The 14280-nt window shown below is 72.1% G+C and carries 17 protein-coding genes; 7 read left to right on the forward strand and 10 right to left on the reverse strand.

The genetic code is table 11. The features are described 5' to 3' along the window. Positions 1 to 95: 95 nt before the first annotated feature. Positions 96 to 1361, reverse strand: a complete 1266-nt coding sequence (locus AS594_RS06625) for a sulfite oxidase (RefSeq protein ID WP_069933293.1) — start codon at positions 1359 to 1361, stop codon at positions 96 to 98. Between the two features lie 40 nt (positions 1362 to 1401). Continuing rightward, entirely contained in the window at positions 1402 to 2109 is a 708-nt protein-coding gene (locus AS594_RS06630; RefSeq protein WP_069933292.1) for an ANTAR domain-containing response regulator, read from the reverse strand. 75 nt (positions 2110 to 2184) lie between these two features. Between AS594_RS06630 and AS594_RS06635 the strand changes: the two genes are divergently transcribed. Next, a complete protein-coding gene (locus AS594_RS06635; protein WP_069933291.1) occupies positions 2185 to 3411 on the forward strand; it encodes a PAS domain-containing protein in 1227 nt (408 codons plus the stop codon). Here AS594_RS06635 and AS594_RS06640 read toward each other — a convergent pair. Then, positions 3359 to 4153, reverse strand: a complete 795-nt coding sequence (locus AS594_RS06640) for an RNA polymerase sigma factor SigF (RefSeq protein WP_069926140.1) — start codon at positions 4151 to 4153, stop codon at positions 3359 to 3361. The two genes, AS594_RS06635 and AS594_RS06640, sit on opposite strands and share 53 nt — an antisense overlap. Before the next feature lie 268 nt (positions 4154 to 4421). Between AS594_RS06640 and AS594_RS06645 the strand changes: the two genes are divergently transcribed. Further along, complete coding sequence (locus tag AS594_RS06645) at positions 4422 to 6227, forward strand: thiamine pyrophosphate-requiring protein (protein WP_069926141.1); 1806 nt, start codon at positions 4422 to 4424, stop codon at positions 6225 to 6227. Positions 6228 to 6244: 17 nt separating this feature from the next. Here AS594_RS06645 and AS594_RS44510 read toward each other — a convergent pair whose 3' ends face one another. Further along, the gene (locus tag AS594_RS44510; RefSeq protein WP_167367991.1) at positions 6245 to 6406 is read right to left on the reverse strand and encodes a hypothetical protein; all 162 of its coding nucleotides are present in this window, start codon (positions 6404 to 6406) and stop codon (positions 6245 to 6247) included. Positions 6407 to 6724: 318 nt separating this feature from the next. On the opposite strand from AS594_RS44510, the gene AS594_RS06650 reads away from it, so the two are divergent. Both AS594_RS06650 and AS594_RS06655 read left to right on the forward strand, forming a co-directional pair. Further along, positions 6725 to 7162, forward strand: a complete 438-nt coding sequence (locus AS594_RS06650) for a CBS domain-containing protein (RefSeq protein ID WP_069926142.1) — start codon at positions 6725 to 6727, stop codon at positions 7160 to 7162. Between the two features lie 92 nt (positions 7163 to 7254). Beyond that, positions 7255 to 7800 carry a type 1 glutamine amidotransferase domain-containing protein gene (locus AS594_RS06655; RefSeq protein WP_069933290.1) on the forward strand — a complete coding sequence of 182 codons (546 nt, stop codon included), beginning with the start codon at positions 7255 to 7257 and terminating at the stop codon, positions 7798 to 7800. A 21-nt stretch (positions 7801 to 7821) separates the two neighbouring features. Here AS594_RS06655 and AS594_RS06660 read toward each other — a convergent pair whose 3' ends face one another. Then, a complete protein-coding gene (locus AS594_RS06660) occupies positions 7822 to 8427 on the reverse strand; it encodes a TIGR03086 family metal-binding protein (RefSeq protein WP_069933289.1) in 606 nt (201 codons plus the stop codon). A gap of 55 nt (positions 8428 to 8482) precedes the next feature. Here AS594_RS06660 and AS594_RS06665 point away from each other — a divergent pair, with 55 nt between their 5' ends. Both AS594_RS06665 and AS594_RS06670 read left to right on the forward strand, forming a co-directional pair. Beyond that, complete coding sequence (locus AS594_RS06665) at positions 8483 to 9628, forward strand: baeRF2 domain-containing protein (protein ID WP_069933288.1); 1146 nt, start codon at positions 8483 to 8485, stop codon at positions 9626 to 9628. A gap of 96 nt (positions 9629 to 9724) precedes the next feature. Then, positions 9725 to 11245: a bifunctional phosphatase PAP2/diacylglycerol kinase family protein gene (locus tag AS594_RS06670; protein ID WP_079148691.1), complete on the forward strand. Its 1521-nt coding sequence runs from the start codon at positions 9725 to 9727 to the stop codon at positions 11243 to 11245. Here AS594_RS06670 and AS594_RS06675 read toward each other — a convergent pair. Beyond that, positions 11217 to 12194 (reverse strand): cation diffusion facilitator family transporter, encoded by a 978-nt coding sequence (locus tag AS594_RS06675; protein WP_069933287.1) that lies wholly within the window; start codon positions 12192 to 12194, stop codon positions 11217 to 11219. The two genes, AS594_RS06670 and AS594_RS06675, sit on opposite strands and share 29 nt — an antisense overlap. Before the next feature lie 68 nt (positions 12195 to 12262). Between AS594_RS06675 and AS594_RS06680 the strand changes: the two genes are divergently transcribed. Next, entirely contained in the window at positions 12263 to 12433 is a 171-nt protein-coding gene (locus AS594_RS06680; RefSeq protein WP_069926147.1) for a hydrophobic protein, read from the forward strand. An 81-nt stretch (positions 12434 to 12514) separates the two neighbouring features. Here the strand turns inward: AS594_RS06680 and AS594_RS06685 are convergent, their stop codons facing one another. The 4 genes from AS594_RS06685 to AS594_RS06700 all read right to left on the reverse strand — a co-directional run bounded on the left by AS594_RS06685 (position 12515) and on the right by AS594_RS06700 (position 14263). After that, positions 12515 to 12781, reverse strand: a complete 267-nt coding sequence (locus AS594_RS06685; RefSeq protein WP_069930322.1) for a gas vesicle protein K — start codon at positions 12779 to 12781, stop codon at positions 12515 to 12517. Between the two features lie 83 nt (positions 12782 to 12864). Further along, positions 12865 to 13077 (reverse strand): gas vesicle protein, encoded by a 213-nt coding sequence (locus tag AS594_RS06690; RefSeq protein WP_069926148.1) that lies wholly within the window; start codon positions 13075 to 13077, stop codon positions 12865 to 12867. Continuing rightward, a complete protein-coding gene (locus AS594_RS06695; RefSeq protein ID WP_069933286.1) occupies positions 13074 to 13928 on the reverse strand; it encodes a GvpL/GvpF family gas vesicle protein in 855 nt (284 codons plus the stop codon). Before AS594_RS06695 ends, AS594_RS06690 begins: the two co-directional genes overlap by 4 nt. Continuing rightward, on the reverse strand, positions 13925 to 14263 hold the full coding sequence (locus tag AS594_RS06700; protein WP_069926150.1) for a gas vesicle protein: 339 nt from the start codon (positions 14261 to 14263) through the stop codon (positions 13925 to 13927). The genes AS594_RS06695 and AS594_RS06700 overlap by 4 nt, the downstream gene beginning before the upstream one ends. Between the last annotated feature and the right edge of the window lie 17 nt (positions 14264 to 14280).

The following is a 14280-nucleotide window of genomic DNA, read 5'->3' on the forward strand; positions in this document are numbered from 1 at the left end:
CGGTTCGTCCCGGCCCGCTGCCCCGGAAGATCCGCGTCAACCGGGCCGGATCGCGCGCGGGGGAGGTTTCCGGGCGTACCCAGGAGGGCCGCCGCTCACCGCACGGTGACCCTGTGCCGTACGACCGCGTCGAAGAGGTAGCCCTGGGCGTTGTGCACCGAGGTGACCGGCTGGGTGTTGCCCGCCGCGTCCGTGGCGCGGGCCAGCAGTTCCGCCGGGCCCTCGCGACGCGGGCGCCAGTCGGCCGACCAGCGCACCCAGCTGTCGCGGTGCAGGGTGTCGCGCAGTTTCGCCGGGCGCCAGTGCGCGCCCCCGTCCGTACTGACCTCCACCCTGCGCACGGCGGCCGCCGCCGACCAGGAACGGCCGGTCAGACGGTGGATCCGGCCCGCCTCGAAGGCGGTCCCCGGCGCGCACTCGAAGAGGCTCTTGATCGTCTGGCGGGTGAGCGGAGCGCTGCCCTCCGGCGGGTACGCGTCGCCGAACAGCCGGTAGTACCGCGTGGTCCAGGGCGAGGACAGCGGCGTGGCGCTGACCTCGATGTCTCCGAGCCACTTGATGGACGCGATCCCGACCCAGGAGGGCGCGACGACGCGCACCGGGAAGCCGTGGTCGTACGGGAGGGGCTCGCCGTTCATCTCGTACGCGAGGATCACGTCGTCCATCGCCTTGGCGACCGGCATGGGCCTGCGGGGCCGGCCCATGCCGACGCCTCCCGCGACGAACTCGTCGTCCAGGCCGCGCGGCATCACGTCGACCGCGCGGTCGTCGATCCCGGCGCGCCGCAGCACGTCGGCGAGGCGGACTCCGCGCCATCGCGCGACGCCGATCGCGCCGAGGGTCCAGGGGGTGCCGGTGACCGGCTGCCCCTGCTGGCTGTCGTAGTAGGCGCGGCCGTTGCCCGCGCACTCCAGGAAGGCGGTGCGGGTGACGGAGGGCAGGGAACGCAGTTGCCCGTACGTGAACTCGACCGGACCGCCGCGCAGGCCGCTGCCCCACACGGTGAGCTTCCACTGCGACTCGCCGAGGCGCGGTGTGGAGGTGTGGTTGCGTACGAAGAACCGGTCGGCGGGGGTGAGGCGGCCGGTTCCCGCGAAGGCGGCGACGTCGGTCTCGGCGTTGGTGCCCCGGACGGTGAAGAGGCCGGGCGGCAGCGGCTTGACGATGCCGGGCGCGGACACCGGCCGGGACACCGCCCCGGACGGCGACGCGGCTGCGCCCGGCGCGGCGGCCCACTGCGCGGCGAGGGGTGTCGCGGCGAGCAGTTTCAGCAGGTCGCGGCGGCCCACTCCGCCCGGCCCGGAGCGGTCGGCCGCGCCGGGCCGGGAGCGGTGGGGCCCAGAGGTCGTCGCAGCGCTCATCACGGAACTCCTCGCACGTCGGGAGACAGGGAGGGGGAGCCTAGGGGCGCGCCGCGAGCCGGGCCAGAGTGCTTTCCAGGCCACTGCCCCGGCCCTCGACGACCCTCTGCGCGACCTCCGCCAGCTTGCGGTTCGACCGCTGCGACAGTTGCCGGAGCACCGCGAACGCCTCCTCGCCGTCGCAGCCCAGTGCGTGCATCACGATGCCGCTGGCCTGGTCGATAGCGGCGCGCGAGTGCAGCGCTGTTTCCAGCTGGTCCACCTCGGCCAGGGCCTCGCGGTAGCGCCGGTCACGGACCAGGCCGGCCGTCACCTGCTCGCCCAGGACGCCCACCGGACCGTACGCCGCGCGCTCCAGGGAACCGGGGCGGAAACTGTAGAGGCTGACAGTGACCTCGATGCCGGTCCGGCAGAAGGGGATGGTCACACTGGCCCGTACGCCGGAGTCGAGCGCCAGCGCCCGGTACGCGGGCCAGCGCTCCTCGTTCAGCAGGTCCTCCGCGTCCACGGGCCCGCCCCGGTCGAGCGCGGCGGGGATCGGCCCGTCCCCGACCGCGAGCTGTACGGACGCGAGTGCGGCCAGATCGGGATGGGTCGCCGTCGCGCGCCGTTCGGTGCCACCGTCCGCGATCGTGGCCACGGCGCCGCAGCTGGCCGGGGCGCAGCGTGCGCACTGCTCGGCGAGTTCGGAGAGCCTGCGCACCGCGGAGTCGGGTTCCGGTCCCTGCACTTCCTGCTCGGACAGCATGGCGGGGTCCTCCCTTCTCTCTGCGGCTTCCCGCCACCCGATCCGCAAAACCGCTGGACCGGTTAGCTTTCTCGTATGACGCAGACGGACGACTTCGGCGCGGAGCTGGCGGATTTCGTCAGACGGGTCGGCGAGTTGAAGGCGGCGCGCGCCCTTCCGCGCGACGAGCACCTCGCCGTCCTCGATGCGGCTCTCTTCGAACTCCGGCACGTGGCCGACACCTTGTGGCCCCGGTACGAGCGGCTGAAGGCCGCCGCTCCCAACGCCCCCTCCCCCGACCGGCAGGAGCGACAGGAGCGGCACCTGCTCAAGGCCTTGCTCCAACGGCTGCCGATGCCGGTCGTCCTGGTGGACAAGGACACGGTCGTACGCCGGATGAACTTCGCCGCGACGGGCCTCACCGGCGTACGCGCCGGGTATGCGACGGGGCGCCCGCTCTCGGCGCTCCTGAGCCCCGGGGACCGGGGCGCGCTGCGGTCGCAGGCCGCGGCCGTGGCGCGCGGCGAGGGCGACCGGAGCCTGCCGGTCCATCTCCAGCAGCGGCCGGACGAACGGCTGCTGGCCACCTTGACCGCGCTGCGCCCGCCGGACGAGCCCCATCCGGCCGTGCTCGTCGTCCTCCAGACCGGGGTCTCCGCGGGCGCGGCCCCTTCCGGCGGCAGGCCGCGGTCCGCGGGGGCCGTCGCGGTGGGACGGCGGCGCCCGGCGCTGCCGGACCTGGTGGAGACGACCGGGCACGCGGAGCGACTGGACCTCGTCGACGCGATGACGACGGCGCTGCTGTCCGTCGCTCCGGGGGACCCGGAGGCGGCTCTGGAAAGGGCCGCCCGGGTACTGCACGAACGTTTCGCCGACTGGGTGGTCGCCGACACCGTCGCCGGAAGGCCGATGAAGCGCTCACTGGTGCTGGGGCCCGGCGGTCCGGGTGACGAAGCGCTCGTACAGGCGCTGGCGGGACAGGACCCGGCCGACTGCGCGCTGGTGATGGAAGCCGCCCGGGGCGGCTCCGCGAGCCTCCAGGTGCGGCCGGAGGACACGGACGCCTTCGGTCAGGACCCGGCAGGCGATCCCGTTCTCGTACGGGCGGACGTCACCTCGCTGCTGTGCGTGCCGCTGACGGCACCGGGTGACAACGGGGCCCCCGGGCCCGTCCAGGGCGTGCTCACCCTGTTCCGTACGGGCGCCCGGCGGGCGTTCTCCATGGCGGAGGGGCAGGTCATGGACCTGATGTCACGCCACGCGGCCCTCGCTATGCGGCGTCCCGCATCGCCTCGTCGCGCAGACGGTTACAGCAGCGGCTGATCAGCCGGGACACGTGCATCTGGGAGAGGCCGAGATCCTCGGCGATGCTGCTCTGCGTCATGTCGCGGAAGAAGCGCATGTAGAGGATCTTCTTCTCGCGCTCGGGGAGCCGGCTGAGGGCCGGCTTGACGGCCTCGCGGTCGACGATGACGTCGAGCGCCCCGTCGGGGCCGCCGAGGGCGTCGCTGAGCGAGTAGCCGTCGCCCGTACCCGGCAGCTGGGCGTCGAGGGACAGCGCGGTGAAGGAGTCGAGCGCCTCCAGGCCGGCGAGGGCCTCGTCCTCGGTCATCCCGGCCTTCTCGGCGATCTCCGCGACGGTGGGCGCACCCCCCGGAACGGTGGCGGAGAGCTCCTGGCCGGCCGCGCGTACCCGGTTGCGGAGGTCCTGGACGCGGCGCGGTACGTGGAGGGTCCACATGTGGTCGCGGAAGTGGCGCTTGATCTCACCGGTGATGGTCGGCACGGCGTAGCTCTCGAAGGCCGAACCGTGGTCCGGGTCGTACCGGTCGACGGCCTTGACCAGGCCGAGCGCGGCCACCTGGCGCAGATCCTCGATGGCCTCGCCGCGGTTGCGGAACCGGCCCGCGAGACGGTCGGCCATCGGCAGCCAGGCGTTCACGATCTCCTGCCGCAACGCGTCCCGCTCCTCGCCCTCGGGCAGGGCACACAGACGGCGGAAAGCCTCGGTGGTGTCGGGGGCGTCGTGGTGCGGGTGCGTCCTGCGAGCGGTGGTGGTACGCATCTTCGTTGCAACTCCCTGAACGGTGCAGACGGCGGATGGATGTCACCGCGGGGAGGTTGCCGGGGCTCCTGGACGTGACACGCCCGGAGCGCCAAACCGCCGCTCCCACGGACGTGCCTCCGGTCCGAAGCACATGGAGCACGTGCCCCGGCTTACCGATGGCAAACGGGTCGGGTTTCCAGGACTGCCGGTTTCCATCACCGCATGCCTGGTACTCGGCAGAGTGCTGCTTTTCATCTGCCCGACCGCCCCGTAGGAGGCCCCTCATATGAGCACCGACGTTGCCGACCGGATCCTGTCGCGCCTGCGCGAATGGGGAGTCGAGTGCGTCTTCGGCTATCCGGGTGACGGCATCAACGGCCTGCTGGCGGCCTGGGAGCGCGCAGACGACGCCCCTCGTTTCATCCAGTCCCGGCACGAGGAGATGTCGGCCTTCGAAGCGGTGGGCTACGCGAAGTTCGGGAACCGGCTCGGCGTGTGCGTCGCGACGTCGGGGCCCGGCGCGATCCACCTGCTGAACGGCCTGTACGACGCCAAGCTCGACCATGTGCCCGTGGTGGCCGTCGTCGGTCAGACCGCGCGCAGCGCGATGGGCGGCTCGTACCAGCAGGAGGTCGACCTGCACTCGCTGTTCAAGGACGTCGCCTCCGACTTCTGCGAGACGGTGACCGTGCCGGAGCAGCTGCCGAACGTACTGGACCGGGCGATCCGCACGGCGTACGCCCGTCGCTGTCCCACCGCGGTCATCGTGCCGGCGGACGTGCAGGAGCTGGAGTACACGCCCCCGCCGCACGCCTTCAAGATGGTCCCCTCCAGCCTGGACCGCACCAGCTGGACCGCGATGCCGTCGCCGGACGCCCTGCGGCGGGCGGCGGACGTGCTCAACGCCGGCGACAAGGTGGCGATCCTGGTGGGTCAGGGCGCCGCCGGGGCGCGGGCCGAGGTCGCCGAGGTGGCGGAGCTGCTCGGGGCGGGCGTCGCCAAGGCGCTGCTCGGCAAGGACGTGCTGTCGGACGAGCTGCCGTACGTCACGGGCTCGGTCGGGCTGCTGGGCACCCGTCCTTCGTACGAGATGATGCGCGACTGCGACACGCTGCTGACCATCGGCTCCAGCTTCCCGTACTCCCAGTTCCTGCCCGAGTTCGACAAGGCGCGGGCCGTGCAGATCGACATCGACCCGCACATGATCGGGATGCGCTATCCGTACGAGGTGAACCTGGTCGGTGACGCGCGGGCGACGCTGCGCGAGCTGATTCCCCTGCTGCGCCGCCAGGAGTCGCGCGACTGGTTCGACGAGATCTGCGCGGCCGTCGAGCGGTGGACGGAGATCATGGAGCGGCGGGCCGCCCTGTCCGCCGACCCGATCAATCCGGAGTACGTGGCGGCGCGGCTGTCACCGCTGCTGCCGGACCACGCGATGGTGACGGCGGACTCGGGGTCGGCGACCAACTGGTTCGCGCGCCACGTACGGCTGCGCGGCGACATGCGCGCGTCGCTGTCGGGGACGCTGGCGACCATGGGGTGCGGTGTGCCGTACGCGATCGGCGCGAAGTTCGCGCATCCGAACCGTCCCGCGATCGCGCTCGTCGGGGACGGCGCGATGCAGATGAACGGCATGGCGGAGCTGATCTCGGTGGCGAAGTACCGCCATCTGTGGGAGGACCCGCGGCTGGTGGTCGCCGTCTGGAACAACCAGGACCTGAACCAGGTGACGTGGGAGCTGCGGGCGATGGGCGGATCGCCGTCGTTCCTGCCCTCCCAGTCGCTGCCCGATGTGTCGTACGCGGCGTTCGCCGAGTCGATCGGCCTCACCGGGATCCGGGTGGAGAAGCCGGAGGAGGTCGAGGGGGCGTGGCGGGCCGCGCTCGCGGCCGACGGCCCCGTCGTACTGGACTTCGTCACCGATCCGTCGGTGCCGCCGGTCCCGCCGCACGCGACGTGGGAGCAGATCGAGTCGATGGCCTCGGCGCTGCTGAAGGGTGACCCGGACGGGGCGGCGGTGATGAAGCAGGGGCTGAAGTCGAAGTTCCAGGAGTTCCTGCCGGGCAGCCCCAGGCCGGGCGCGGACGACTGACGGTCCGCCGCCCCGGCTCAGTCGCCGGACGGGCTCGTGACCGAGCCTGTCCGGCGGTGGCGGTGACGCCCCTTCGCCTGCGTCGAAAGTATGAACTCCTCGTAGCGGCCGAGCGCGATGATCACGCCCAGCATGAGAACCGGAACGAATACCGGGATCAGGACGGTCAAGCCCACCATGGCCCTGTCCTTCCGTGGGACGGCCTGGTTGCCGGGTCACCAGCACGGCGGTGGGCAAACCCCCGGGCGGCGCCGGAACCGGCGCGCGCCGACAGCACTCCGGGCGCGTTCCCGCGCCGCCGCCGTTCGAAGCGGTGCGGGAACGCGCCCGGAGACCCATCCCTGTTCTCCCAAGTGGCCTCTCGGCCGCGCACCGGGTCCCCCGTACGGCGGGGCCCAAACACCCGCGCGCGCCACCGTTGCGCGCATGTTTGCCGCCCTCGCCACGGGTACCCGCGCCGGTAGCCGAGAGCGAGTGAAGAGATGAGGCGGACAGCCATGGCCCAGTTCGTGCGGGAAGTCATGACAGCGGGCGTCGCGGCCGTACGGCCCGACGCCTCCCTCGTGGAAGCGGCGCAGTTGATGCGCGCGCAGGACATCGGTGATGTGCTGGTGGCGCAGGACAACCGGCTGATCGGTGTGCTCACCGACCGGGACATCGCGTTGCGCGCGGTCGCGGACGGCTTCGATCCGCTCACGGTCAACGCCGAGTCCGTGTGCACGCCAGCGCCGGTGTGCGTCGGACCGGACGACGAGGTGTCGACGGCCGTCACCCTGATGCGGCAGCACGCCGTCAGGCGGCTTCCCGTGGTCGAGGACGGGCGCCCGCTCGGAGTGGTGAGCCTCGGTGATCTCGCGGAGTTCCAGGACCCGCGGTCGGCGCTGGCCGACATCAGCCGGGCAGCGCCGAGCGCGGGCCCCGGCACCGTCGTCTGAGGCAGCGGCAGCGGCAGCACCGCTGTACCGCCGCCGCAGCGCACCCGTACACCCGTACAGCAGCACTACAGCAGTTCCAGGAAGGAAGCACGATGCGGATCGCTTTCCTCGTGGCGCCGGAGGGCGTCGAGCAGGTCGAACTCACCGAGCCCTGGAAGGCGGTGAGCGACACGGGCGACACCCCCCGGCTGATCTCCACCAAACCGGGCGAGATCCAGGCGTTCCAGCACCTCGACAAGGCCGACACCTTCCCCGTCGACCAGGTGGTCGGCGACGCGTCGGTGGAGGAGTACGGCGGCCTGGTCCTCCCCGGCGGCGTCGCTAACCCGGACTTCCTGCGCATGGACGAGAAGGCCGTGGAGTTCGTACGCGCCTTCTTCGACGCCGGCAAGCCGGTCGCGTCCATCTGCCACGGCCCGTGGACGCTCGTCGAGGCGGACGTCGTGCGCGGCAGGACCCTGACCTCGTGGCGCAGTCTGCGTACGGACATCCGCAACGCGGGCGGCACCTGGGTCGACGAGCAGGTGAAGGTGTGTGAGGCCGCCCCCGCCACGCTGATCACCAGCCGCAAGCCGGGTGACCTCAAGGCGTTCTGCGCCACCTTCACCGAGGAGTTCGCGCGGGCCGCCAAGCCCTGACCCGCCGGCTCCCGCGGGGCGTCAGACGCGGCGCCCCAGGAGGTTGAGCAGCTTGGTCTGTACGTCGGCTCCGGGGGGCGGCTCCACCGGAGCGGCGAACAGACCGCTCTTCTCCAGTTCGGCGGAGTACGGCCCCACCTCGCGCACCGCGAAGTTCACCAGGTCCTCGGGCAGCCGCTCGTCCGCGCCGATCGCCCGCGCCAGGTCCCAGGCGTGGACCACCAGGTCGGCCACCATCTGCGAGCAGTACGCCGAGCACGGGGTCTCCCCGTACGACAGCCGCACCGTCCGCTCCAGCGCCCCCGGCGCTCCGAACGCCTCGCGGGCGTCCGCCGCCGCCCTGTCCCAGGCCGCCACCGGGTCGTCGCCCAGCACGTCACCCTCGGGATCGAAGCCGAAGGAACCGCCGGCCCCCTCCTCCGTGGGGCGCTGCTCGGTCACCAGCGGGGGGACCCACAGCTGTTCCAGGGTCAGATGGTTGACGAGATCGCGCACCGACCAGTCGGTGCAGGGCGTCGGCGCCTGCCACTGGTTCTCGCGTACAGCGTGCACGTGGCCGCCGAAGAGGGCGAGCGCTTCGCTGTGGCGCGTGAGGAGCGGGTTCTGGTTCGAGTCCATGGTGTTCATGGTTCACCTTCGGGTACTCGGCCCGCACGTCCTGCCAGACATCCCGGAGGGAGCAATGGACCTCTCATTCCTCACCCCACTGTACGAACGTCCCGGCCCGTGGGCATCCGTCTACGCCGATACGTCGACCGTCGACGAGTCCACCCCGGAACGGCGCGAGCTGCACGCGCGCCAGGCCCGCCGCGACCTGCTGGAGCAGGGAGCCGACGAGGCGACGGGGTACGCCGTCTACGACGCCCTGGCCTCGTACACCCACGGGGCGGCGCCCGCGGGCCGCGCCGTTTTCGCGTGGGGCGGCGAAGTGGTGCTGGACCCGCCGCTGGCCAACCGCCTACCGGCCCCCGTGACCAGTTGGTCCGTGCTGCCGCGGGTCGCGCCGCTGCTCGGTCTGGCGGGTGAGGAGCCTGTCTGCCTGGTCGCGTACATCGACCGCAAGGGCGCCGACTTCGAGCTGCGGACCACGCTCGGCAGCCGCCCCGCCGGGCAGATCCACGGCGGGGAACGGCCGGTGCACCGCACCGCGAGCGACGACCGGTCCGGACGTCACTTCCAGGACAGGGCCGAGAACACCTGGGAGCAGAACGCCCGGGAGACGGCCGAGGCGCTGAGCGACTGTCAGGAGGAGACCCGCGCGGGTCTGGTGGTCCTGGCGGGCGACGAGCGGGAGCGCCGCGCCGTACACGACGCGCTTCCGCACCGGCTCCTGCCTCTGACGGTGGAGACGGACCACGGCGGCCGGTCGGCCGGGTCGGACTCCCGGCTGCTGGACGAGGACGTGGAACGGCTCAGGCGGGAACACGCTCGTACGCGGGCGGCCGCCGAGCTGGAGCGCTTCCGAGCCGCGCGCGACCCCTCGGCGGACGGCGGGATCGTCGTCGCGGCCGAGGGTGTGCCGGCGCTCGTGGACGCGGCGCGCGAACACCGGATCTCGGAGCTGCTGGTGGATCCCGACGGGCCCGACGCCGGCCGTGAGGTGTGGGTGGGCGACGAACCCCACCAGCTCGCGGTACGGCGGTCGGACGCGCGCTCCCTGAGCGACGGCGAGCCGCACACCGCCCGCGCCGACGACGCGCTGCTGCGCTCGGCCGCCATGGCCGGCGCGGAGGCGATCCGGGTGCTCCCGGGCGACGGCGCTTCGGAGGCCGGGCCCTCGGGTGGACTCGGCGCGCTGCTGCGGTGGTCGCGGCCGGACGGAACGTAACACCGGGGCCGGGTTCCGCGGCACAGCCGCGTACCGGGGCGGGGCTGTCGGGGTGCCGCTGGATTCGGAAGGCGTCGCGCCGGGTACTCGCGTGCCATGTCTTCTGCGCACTCACCGCACACGCATGTCCCGCCCCGGGCCCCGGGGCGGATCGCCGCCTGGCTGAGCGCCCGGGACCGGGCGCTCTTCCACGGCGTGGCGACCCACCACTGGCCGGGCGGGGACCGCGTCCTGCCGCGCCTGAGCCACGGGGCGAACCACGGCGTGCTGTGGTTCGGTGCCGCAGCCGGGATAGCGGCCGTCGGCGGCAGCACCCGTGCCCGGCGCGCCGCCGTGCGCGGCGTCGCCTCCCTGGCGCTCGCCTCGCTCGCCGTCAACACGGTGGGGAAGCGTTCCGTACGCCGCGGCAGGCCCGTCCTGGACGCCGTGCCGCTGATCCGTCAGCTCAAGCGGCAGCCGATCACGACCTCTTTCCCTTCCGGCCACTCGGCCTCCGCGGCGGCTTTCGCGACCGGGGTCGCGCTGGAGTCGAAGGGGTGGGGCGCTGTCGTGGCGCCGGTGGCGGCGTCCGTGGCCTTCTCCCGCGTCTATACGGGCGCGCACTATCCGAGCGACGTGCTGGTCGGCGCGGCGCTGGGCGTCGGCGCGGCCTTCGCGGTGCGCGGACTCGTACCGACGCGGGCGCAGATCCCGGCGCCCGGCCGGCCGTACACCGAAGCGCCGGCGCTGCCGGCCGGACAGGGCCTGATCGTCGTCGTCAACAAGCGGTCCGGTTCCGCCGCCGCCAAGGCGGCGCTGGTAAGGGACGCCCTGCCGCGCGCCGAGGTCGTCGAGTGCGAGCCCGACGCACTGTCGGCCGAGCTGGAGAAGGCGGCGCAGCAGGGCCGGGCGCTCGGCATCTGCGGCGGGGGCGGCACGGTCAACCAGGCCGCCGTCGTCGCCGTCCGGCACCAGGTTCCGCTCGCCGTCTTCCCCGGCGGCACGCTGAACCACTTCGCGTACGACCTGGGCATCGAGGAGGTCCAGGACACCTGCCGGGCCCTGACGGCGGGCGACGCCGTCAAGGTGGACCTGGGCCGGTTCACGCCCGGTCCGGGACCGGACGGCGAGCCCGGTCATTTCCTCAACACCTTCAGCCTCGGCGTCTATCCGGAGCTGGTACGGATCAGGGAGCACTGGGCCCCGCGCATCGGCGGCTGGCCCGCCGGCGTACTGGCCGCGGTGGAGGTGCTGCGCGCCGAGCGGCCGCTGGAGGCGGACATCGGGCAGCACAAGGGGCGTCGGCGCGCGCTGTGGATGCTGTTCGCGGGAAACGGCATGTACCAGCGCTTCGGGCCCACGCCCGGCCGGCGGCACAACCTGGCCGACGGGCTGCTCGACGTGCGCGTGGTGCACGGCGGGCGGCTCCCCGGCCTGCGGCTGCTGGCCGCGGCGCTCGCGGGGCCGCTGAGCCGCTCCCCCGTGCACGCGGCGCAGCGGCTGCGCCGGGTGTGGATCTCGGGTCTCGCGAAGGGCACGCTGCTCGCGTACGACGGTGAAGTGGCCCCGGCGCCGCCGGAGTTCGTCATCGACAAGGCCGACGAAGCACTCACCGTCTACCGTCCGCTTCCTCAGTAGAGACCTCGGCCCGCCCCCTTCGGGAAGGCTCACCCCGGGAATCGGAAGGGGCCTCGGTGACATCGAGAAAGACCTGGTCGGCACGCGGCCAGGTCCTTTTCACGGCCCGTTTGATCCGTACACAGACCAGTTCCACCTCCTCGCTGTCCAGCCCCGGCATCAGGTCGACACGGGCGGCCACCAGGAGCGAGTCGAGTCCGAGCTGCATCGTCAGCAGCTCGGCTACGTTGTCGATCTCCGGCTGTGCCTCGATCAGCGCGCGGATGTCCTCCCGCAGTTCGGGATCCGCGGCGGCTCCGACGAGCTGGATGCGGGCGTCCCGGCCGAGCCGGTAGGCGACGTACACGAGCAGCAGACCGATGGAGAACGACGCCACGGCTTCGTAGACGACATCACCGGTGGCCATGTGCAGGCCCATGCCGGCGGCGGCGAGGAGCACACCGACGACCGCGGTGCCGTCCTCGGCGACGACCGTGCGCAGAGCCGGGTCCTTGCCGAGCCCCGAACCGGGCTGTCGGTGTGCCTGGTAGAGGGCCCGGGCCAGGGAGGTGCCCTCGGCGAGCAGGGCGACACCGAGTACGGCGAGCCCGGCGACGTAACCGGTGTGCGACTCCTTGCCGGCGGCTCCGCCGAGTGCTTCGAAGCCCTGGAAGAAGGAGAAGCAGCCGCCCATGACGAAAATGCCGACGGCGGCGAGCAGGGCCCAGAAGTAGCGTTCCTTACCGTATCCGAACGGGTGCTTGCGGTCCGCCGGGCGGCGGCTGCGGCTCAGTGAGGCGAGCAGGAAGACTTCGTTGACGCTGTCCGCGAAGGAGTGCGCTGCTTCCGAAAGGAGGGCGGGAGACCCCGACAGCACTCCGCCGACCGTTTTGGCGGCGGCGATGACGAGGTTGGCGGCGAGCGCCACCAGGACGGTAATCCGGGTTTTGCGGTCGGATTTTCCGGTCACTTCAACTCTCAGTCTCTTCAGTGTACGAGGACGAAATGCGGGCACCCGCCGGTCAGGAGGTATACACAATGGCCCCCATCCTGCTCGTTCTTCTTCTCGCCCTGATTCTCTTCGGTGCCGGATTCGCGGTGAAGGTGCTCTGGTACATCGCCATCGCGGTACTGGTCATCTGGCTCCTGGGATTCCTGCTGCGCAGCACTTCGGCTTCGGGAGGCAGGTCGCGTTGGTACCGCTGGTAGGTAATTCGAGATGAATGGGGCGGCGGCCTTCGGGCCGCCGCCCCATTTCTCTGTCCGTCCGCCTTTTCGTCTTTCCTGTTCCTAATCGCCTTTGGGAAGCAGCGAGCCCAGCGGACCCAGATCGATATTGAGGTCCTCGGGTTCGAGTCCGAACCGGGTGCGCAGCACGTCCATCCGGTCCTCCAGGAGCATCAGCGTCATGCCGATCCGCTCCTCCTGCTCCTCGCTGAGGTCCCCGGTCTCCACGCGGCGCAGCGCCTGGCGTTCCATCAGCTGGCGCAGCAGCTCCACGACGGTCAGGACGAGCTTGACGAGGTCGCGCTCGACGGTGTCGGCGTCGAGCTCCACCCGGCGGCGCCCTGCGGTGGGTTCGGTGGGTCCGGTGGTTCCAGCGGCTTCGGCGGCTTCGGCGGCTTCGGTGGCTTCGGTGCTCACAAGGACTCCTCCTCCTCGAACGGGGACGGCACGTCGACGCTCACGGAGCTGATCACCGCGTTGAGGTCGACCCGTACGAGATCGACGTCGGCGATACGGAGTGTCAGGTCGCCCGTGATGACGACTCCGCCGGCCAGCAGCCGGTCCAGGAGGTCGACGAGGGCGAGCTGGCGCTGGGCGAGCGGGCCGGTGTCGGCGGGCAGGCTCATCCCGCCGCCTCTTCCCGGTCCGCCGCGCCTGCCTTGCCCGCCGTGTCCGCCGCACCCGCCTGGCCCGCCGTGTCCGGCTGGCCCGCATGGCCCGCGAAGGAGTACGGGGCCCAGGGGCCGGTGAGTTCCACCCGTACGCCGCCTTCCTCCGGCGTGAGCCGGCCGACCTCCGCCACGAACTCCTCGCTGCGCTCGCGCGGCACCAGGTACGCGGCGTTGAGCACGTTCTGCCCGGGCGACTCGGAGAGCCGGGAGTCCTGCGGGCGGTGCAGCGCGGCGGCCTGGGCACGCTGGGAGAGTTCCGCGTGGAGCGTGCGCGCCAGGGCGTCGGCGCGCTCCCAGACGCCCTCGCGCGCCTGACGGCGGCTGAGGCGCCGGCGCAGGTAGTCGCGGCCGGTCGCGGGGGCGCCGCCGGCCGGCTCGGACGGCTCCGGCCGCGGGGCGGGCGCCGGTTCAGGATCGGCGTACACCTTCACCCCCCACTCGACCCGCCCCTCCAGCCGGTCCAGCGTCTGGAGGAAGCGGTCGTGCCCCGCGTCGAGCAGCCTGCGTACGCCGCTGTCGTCCACGCACACCGTGGCAAGCCGCAGCGGCACGGTGCAGGTGACGGTGGTCATGGCGCCGATGACGGCCTCGTGGGCGCGGGCGGTGGCGGTGAGCCAGTCGAGGTCCTCCAAGTGCTTCTTGAGCGGCGCCTCGGCGAAGTCCCCGGCCGGCACCGGGCTGACCACGGCGACGAGGTCGCCGTGGTGCAGCAGCCGGGGCGGCTCACCGTCGAGGCCGCGCACGCCGTCGGGGAGGACGCCGTCGAAGGGCCGCGTGACGGCGTACACATAGCGCAGTTCGTTCATGCCTGGTTTTCCTCGCGCTCTTCGAGTGCGGGCGCCGCCGCCTCCAGGTCGGCGATACGCCGCTGCAACCGCTGGTTCTCCTCGGCGAGTTCACGGCGACGGGCACCGGAGGAGAGGGACGGGTCGTCCTCCCACCAGTCGATGCCCATTTCCTTCGCCTTGTCGACGGAAGCGACGATGAGACGCAGCTTGATGGTGAGCAGTTCGATGTCGAGGAGATTGATCTTGATGTCTCCCGCGATGACGACACCCTTGTCCAGTACGCGCTCCAGGATGTCGGCGAGATTCGCGCCGCCGTTCGAGCCGTACGGGTCGGGAAGGTTCGGTGTCGTCATCGGCTGTACTCACCCGA

This window comes from Streptomyces agglomeratus (assembly GCF_001746415.1).
Classification (GTDB): domain Bacteria; phylum Actinomycetota; class Actinomycetes; order Streptomycetales; family Streptomycetaceae; genus Streptomyces; species Streptomyces agglomeratus.

Coding starts and splice junctions, on each gene's coding strand:
- AS594_RS44510 (WP_167367991.1), bottom strand. CDS start 6,406: ATGGTGGGCTTGACCGTCCTGATCCCGGTATTCGTTCCGGTTCTCATG.
- AS594_RS06645 (WP_069926141.1), top strand. CDS start 4,422: ATGAGCACCGACGTTGCCGACCGGATCCTGTCGCGCCTGCGCGAATGG.
- AS594_RS06690 (WP_069926148.1), bottom strand. CDS start 13,077: ATGAGCCTGCCCGCCGACACCGGCCCGCTCGCCCAGCGCCAGCTCGCC.
- AS594_RS06630 (WP_069933292.1), bottom strand. CDS start 2,109: ATGCTGTCCGAGCAGGAAGTGCAGGGACCGGAACCCGACTCCGCGGTG.
- AS594_RS06635 (WP_069933291.1), top strand. CDS start 2,185: ATGACGCAGACGGACGACTTCGGCGCGGAGCTGGCGGATTTCGTCAGA.
- AS594_RS06695 (WP_069933286.1), bottom strand. CDS start 13,928: ATGAACGAACTGCGCTATGTGTACGCCGTCACGCGGCCCTTCGACGGC.
- AS594_RS06680 (WP_069926147.1), top strand. CDS start 12,263: ATGGCCCCCATCCTGCTCGTTCTTCTTCTCGCCCTGATTCTCTTCGGT.
- AS594_RS06655 (WP_069933290.1), top strand. CDS start 7,255: ATGCGGATCGCTTTCCTCGTGGCGCCGGAGGGCGTCGAGCAGGTCGAA.
- AS594_RS06650 (WP_069926142.1), top strand. CDS start 6,725: ATGGCCCAGTTCGTGCGGGAAGTCATGACAGCGGGCGTCGCGGCCGTA.
- AS594_RS06640 (WP_069926140.1), bottom strand. CDS start 4,153: ATGCGTACCACCACCGCTCGCAGGACGCACCCGCACCACGACGCCCCC.
- AS594_RS06665 (WP_069933288.1), top strand. CDS start 8,483: ATGGACCTCTCATTCCTCACCCCACTGTACGAACGTCCCGGCCCGTGG.
- AS594_RS06670 (WP_079148691.1), top strand. CDS start 9,725: ATGTCTTCTGCGCACTCACCGCACACGCATGTCCCGCCCCGGGCCCCG.
- AS594_RS06700 (WP_069926150.1), bottom strand. CDS start 14,263: ATGACGACACCGAACCTTCCCGACCCGTACGGCTCGAACGGCGGCGCG.
- AS594_RS06660 (WP_069933289.1), bottom strand. CDS start 8,427: ATGAACACCATGGACTCGAACCAGAACCCGCTCCTCACGCGCCACAGC.
- AS594_RS06625 (WP_069933293.1), bottom strand. CDS start 1,361: ATGAGCGCTGCGACGACCTCTGGGCCCCACCGCTCCCGGCCCGGCGCG.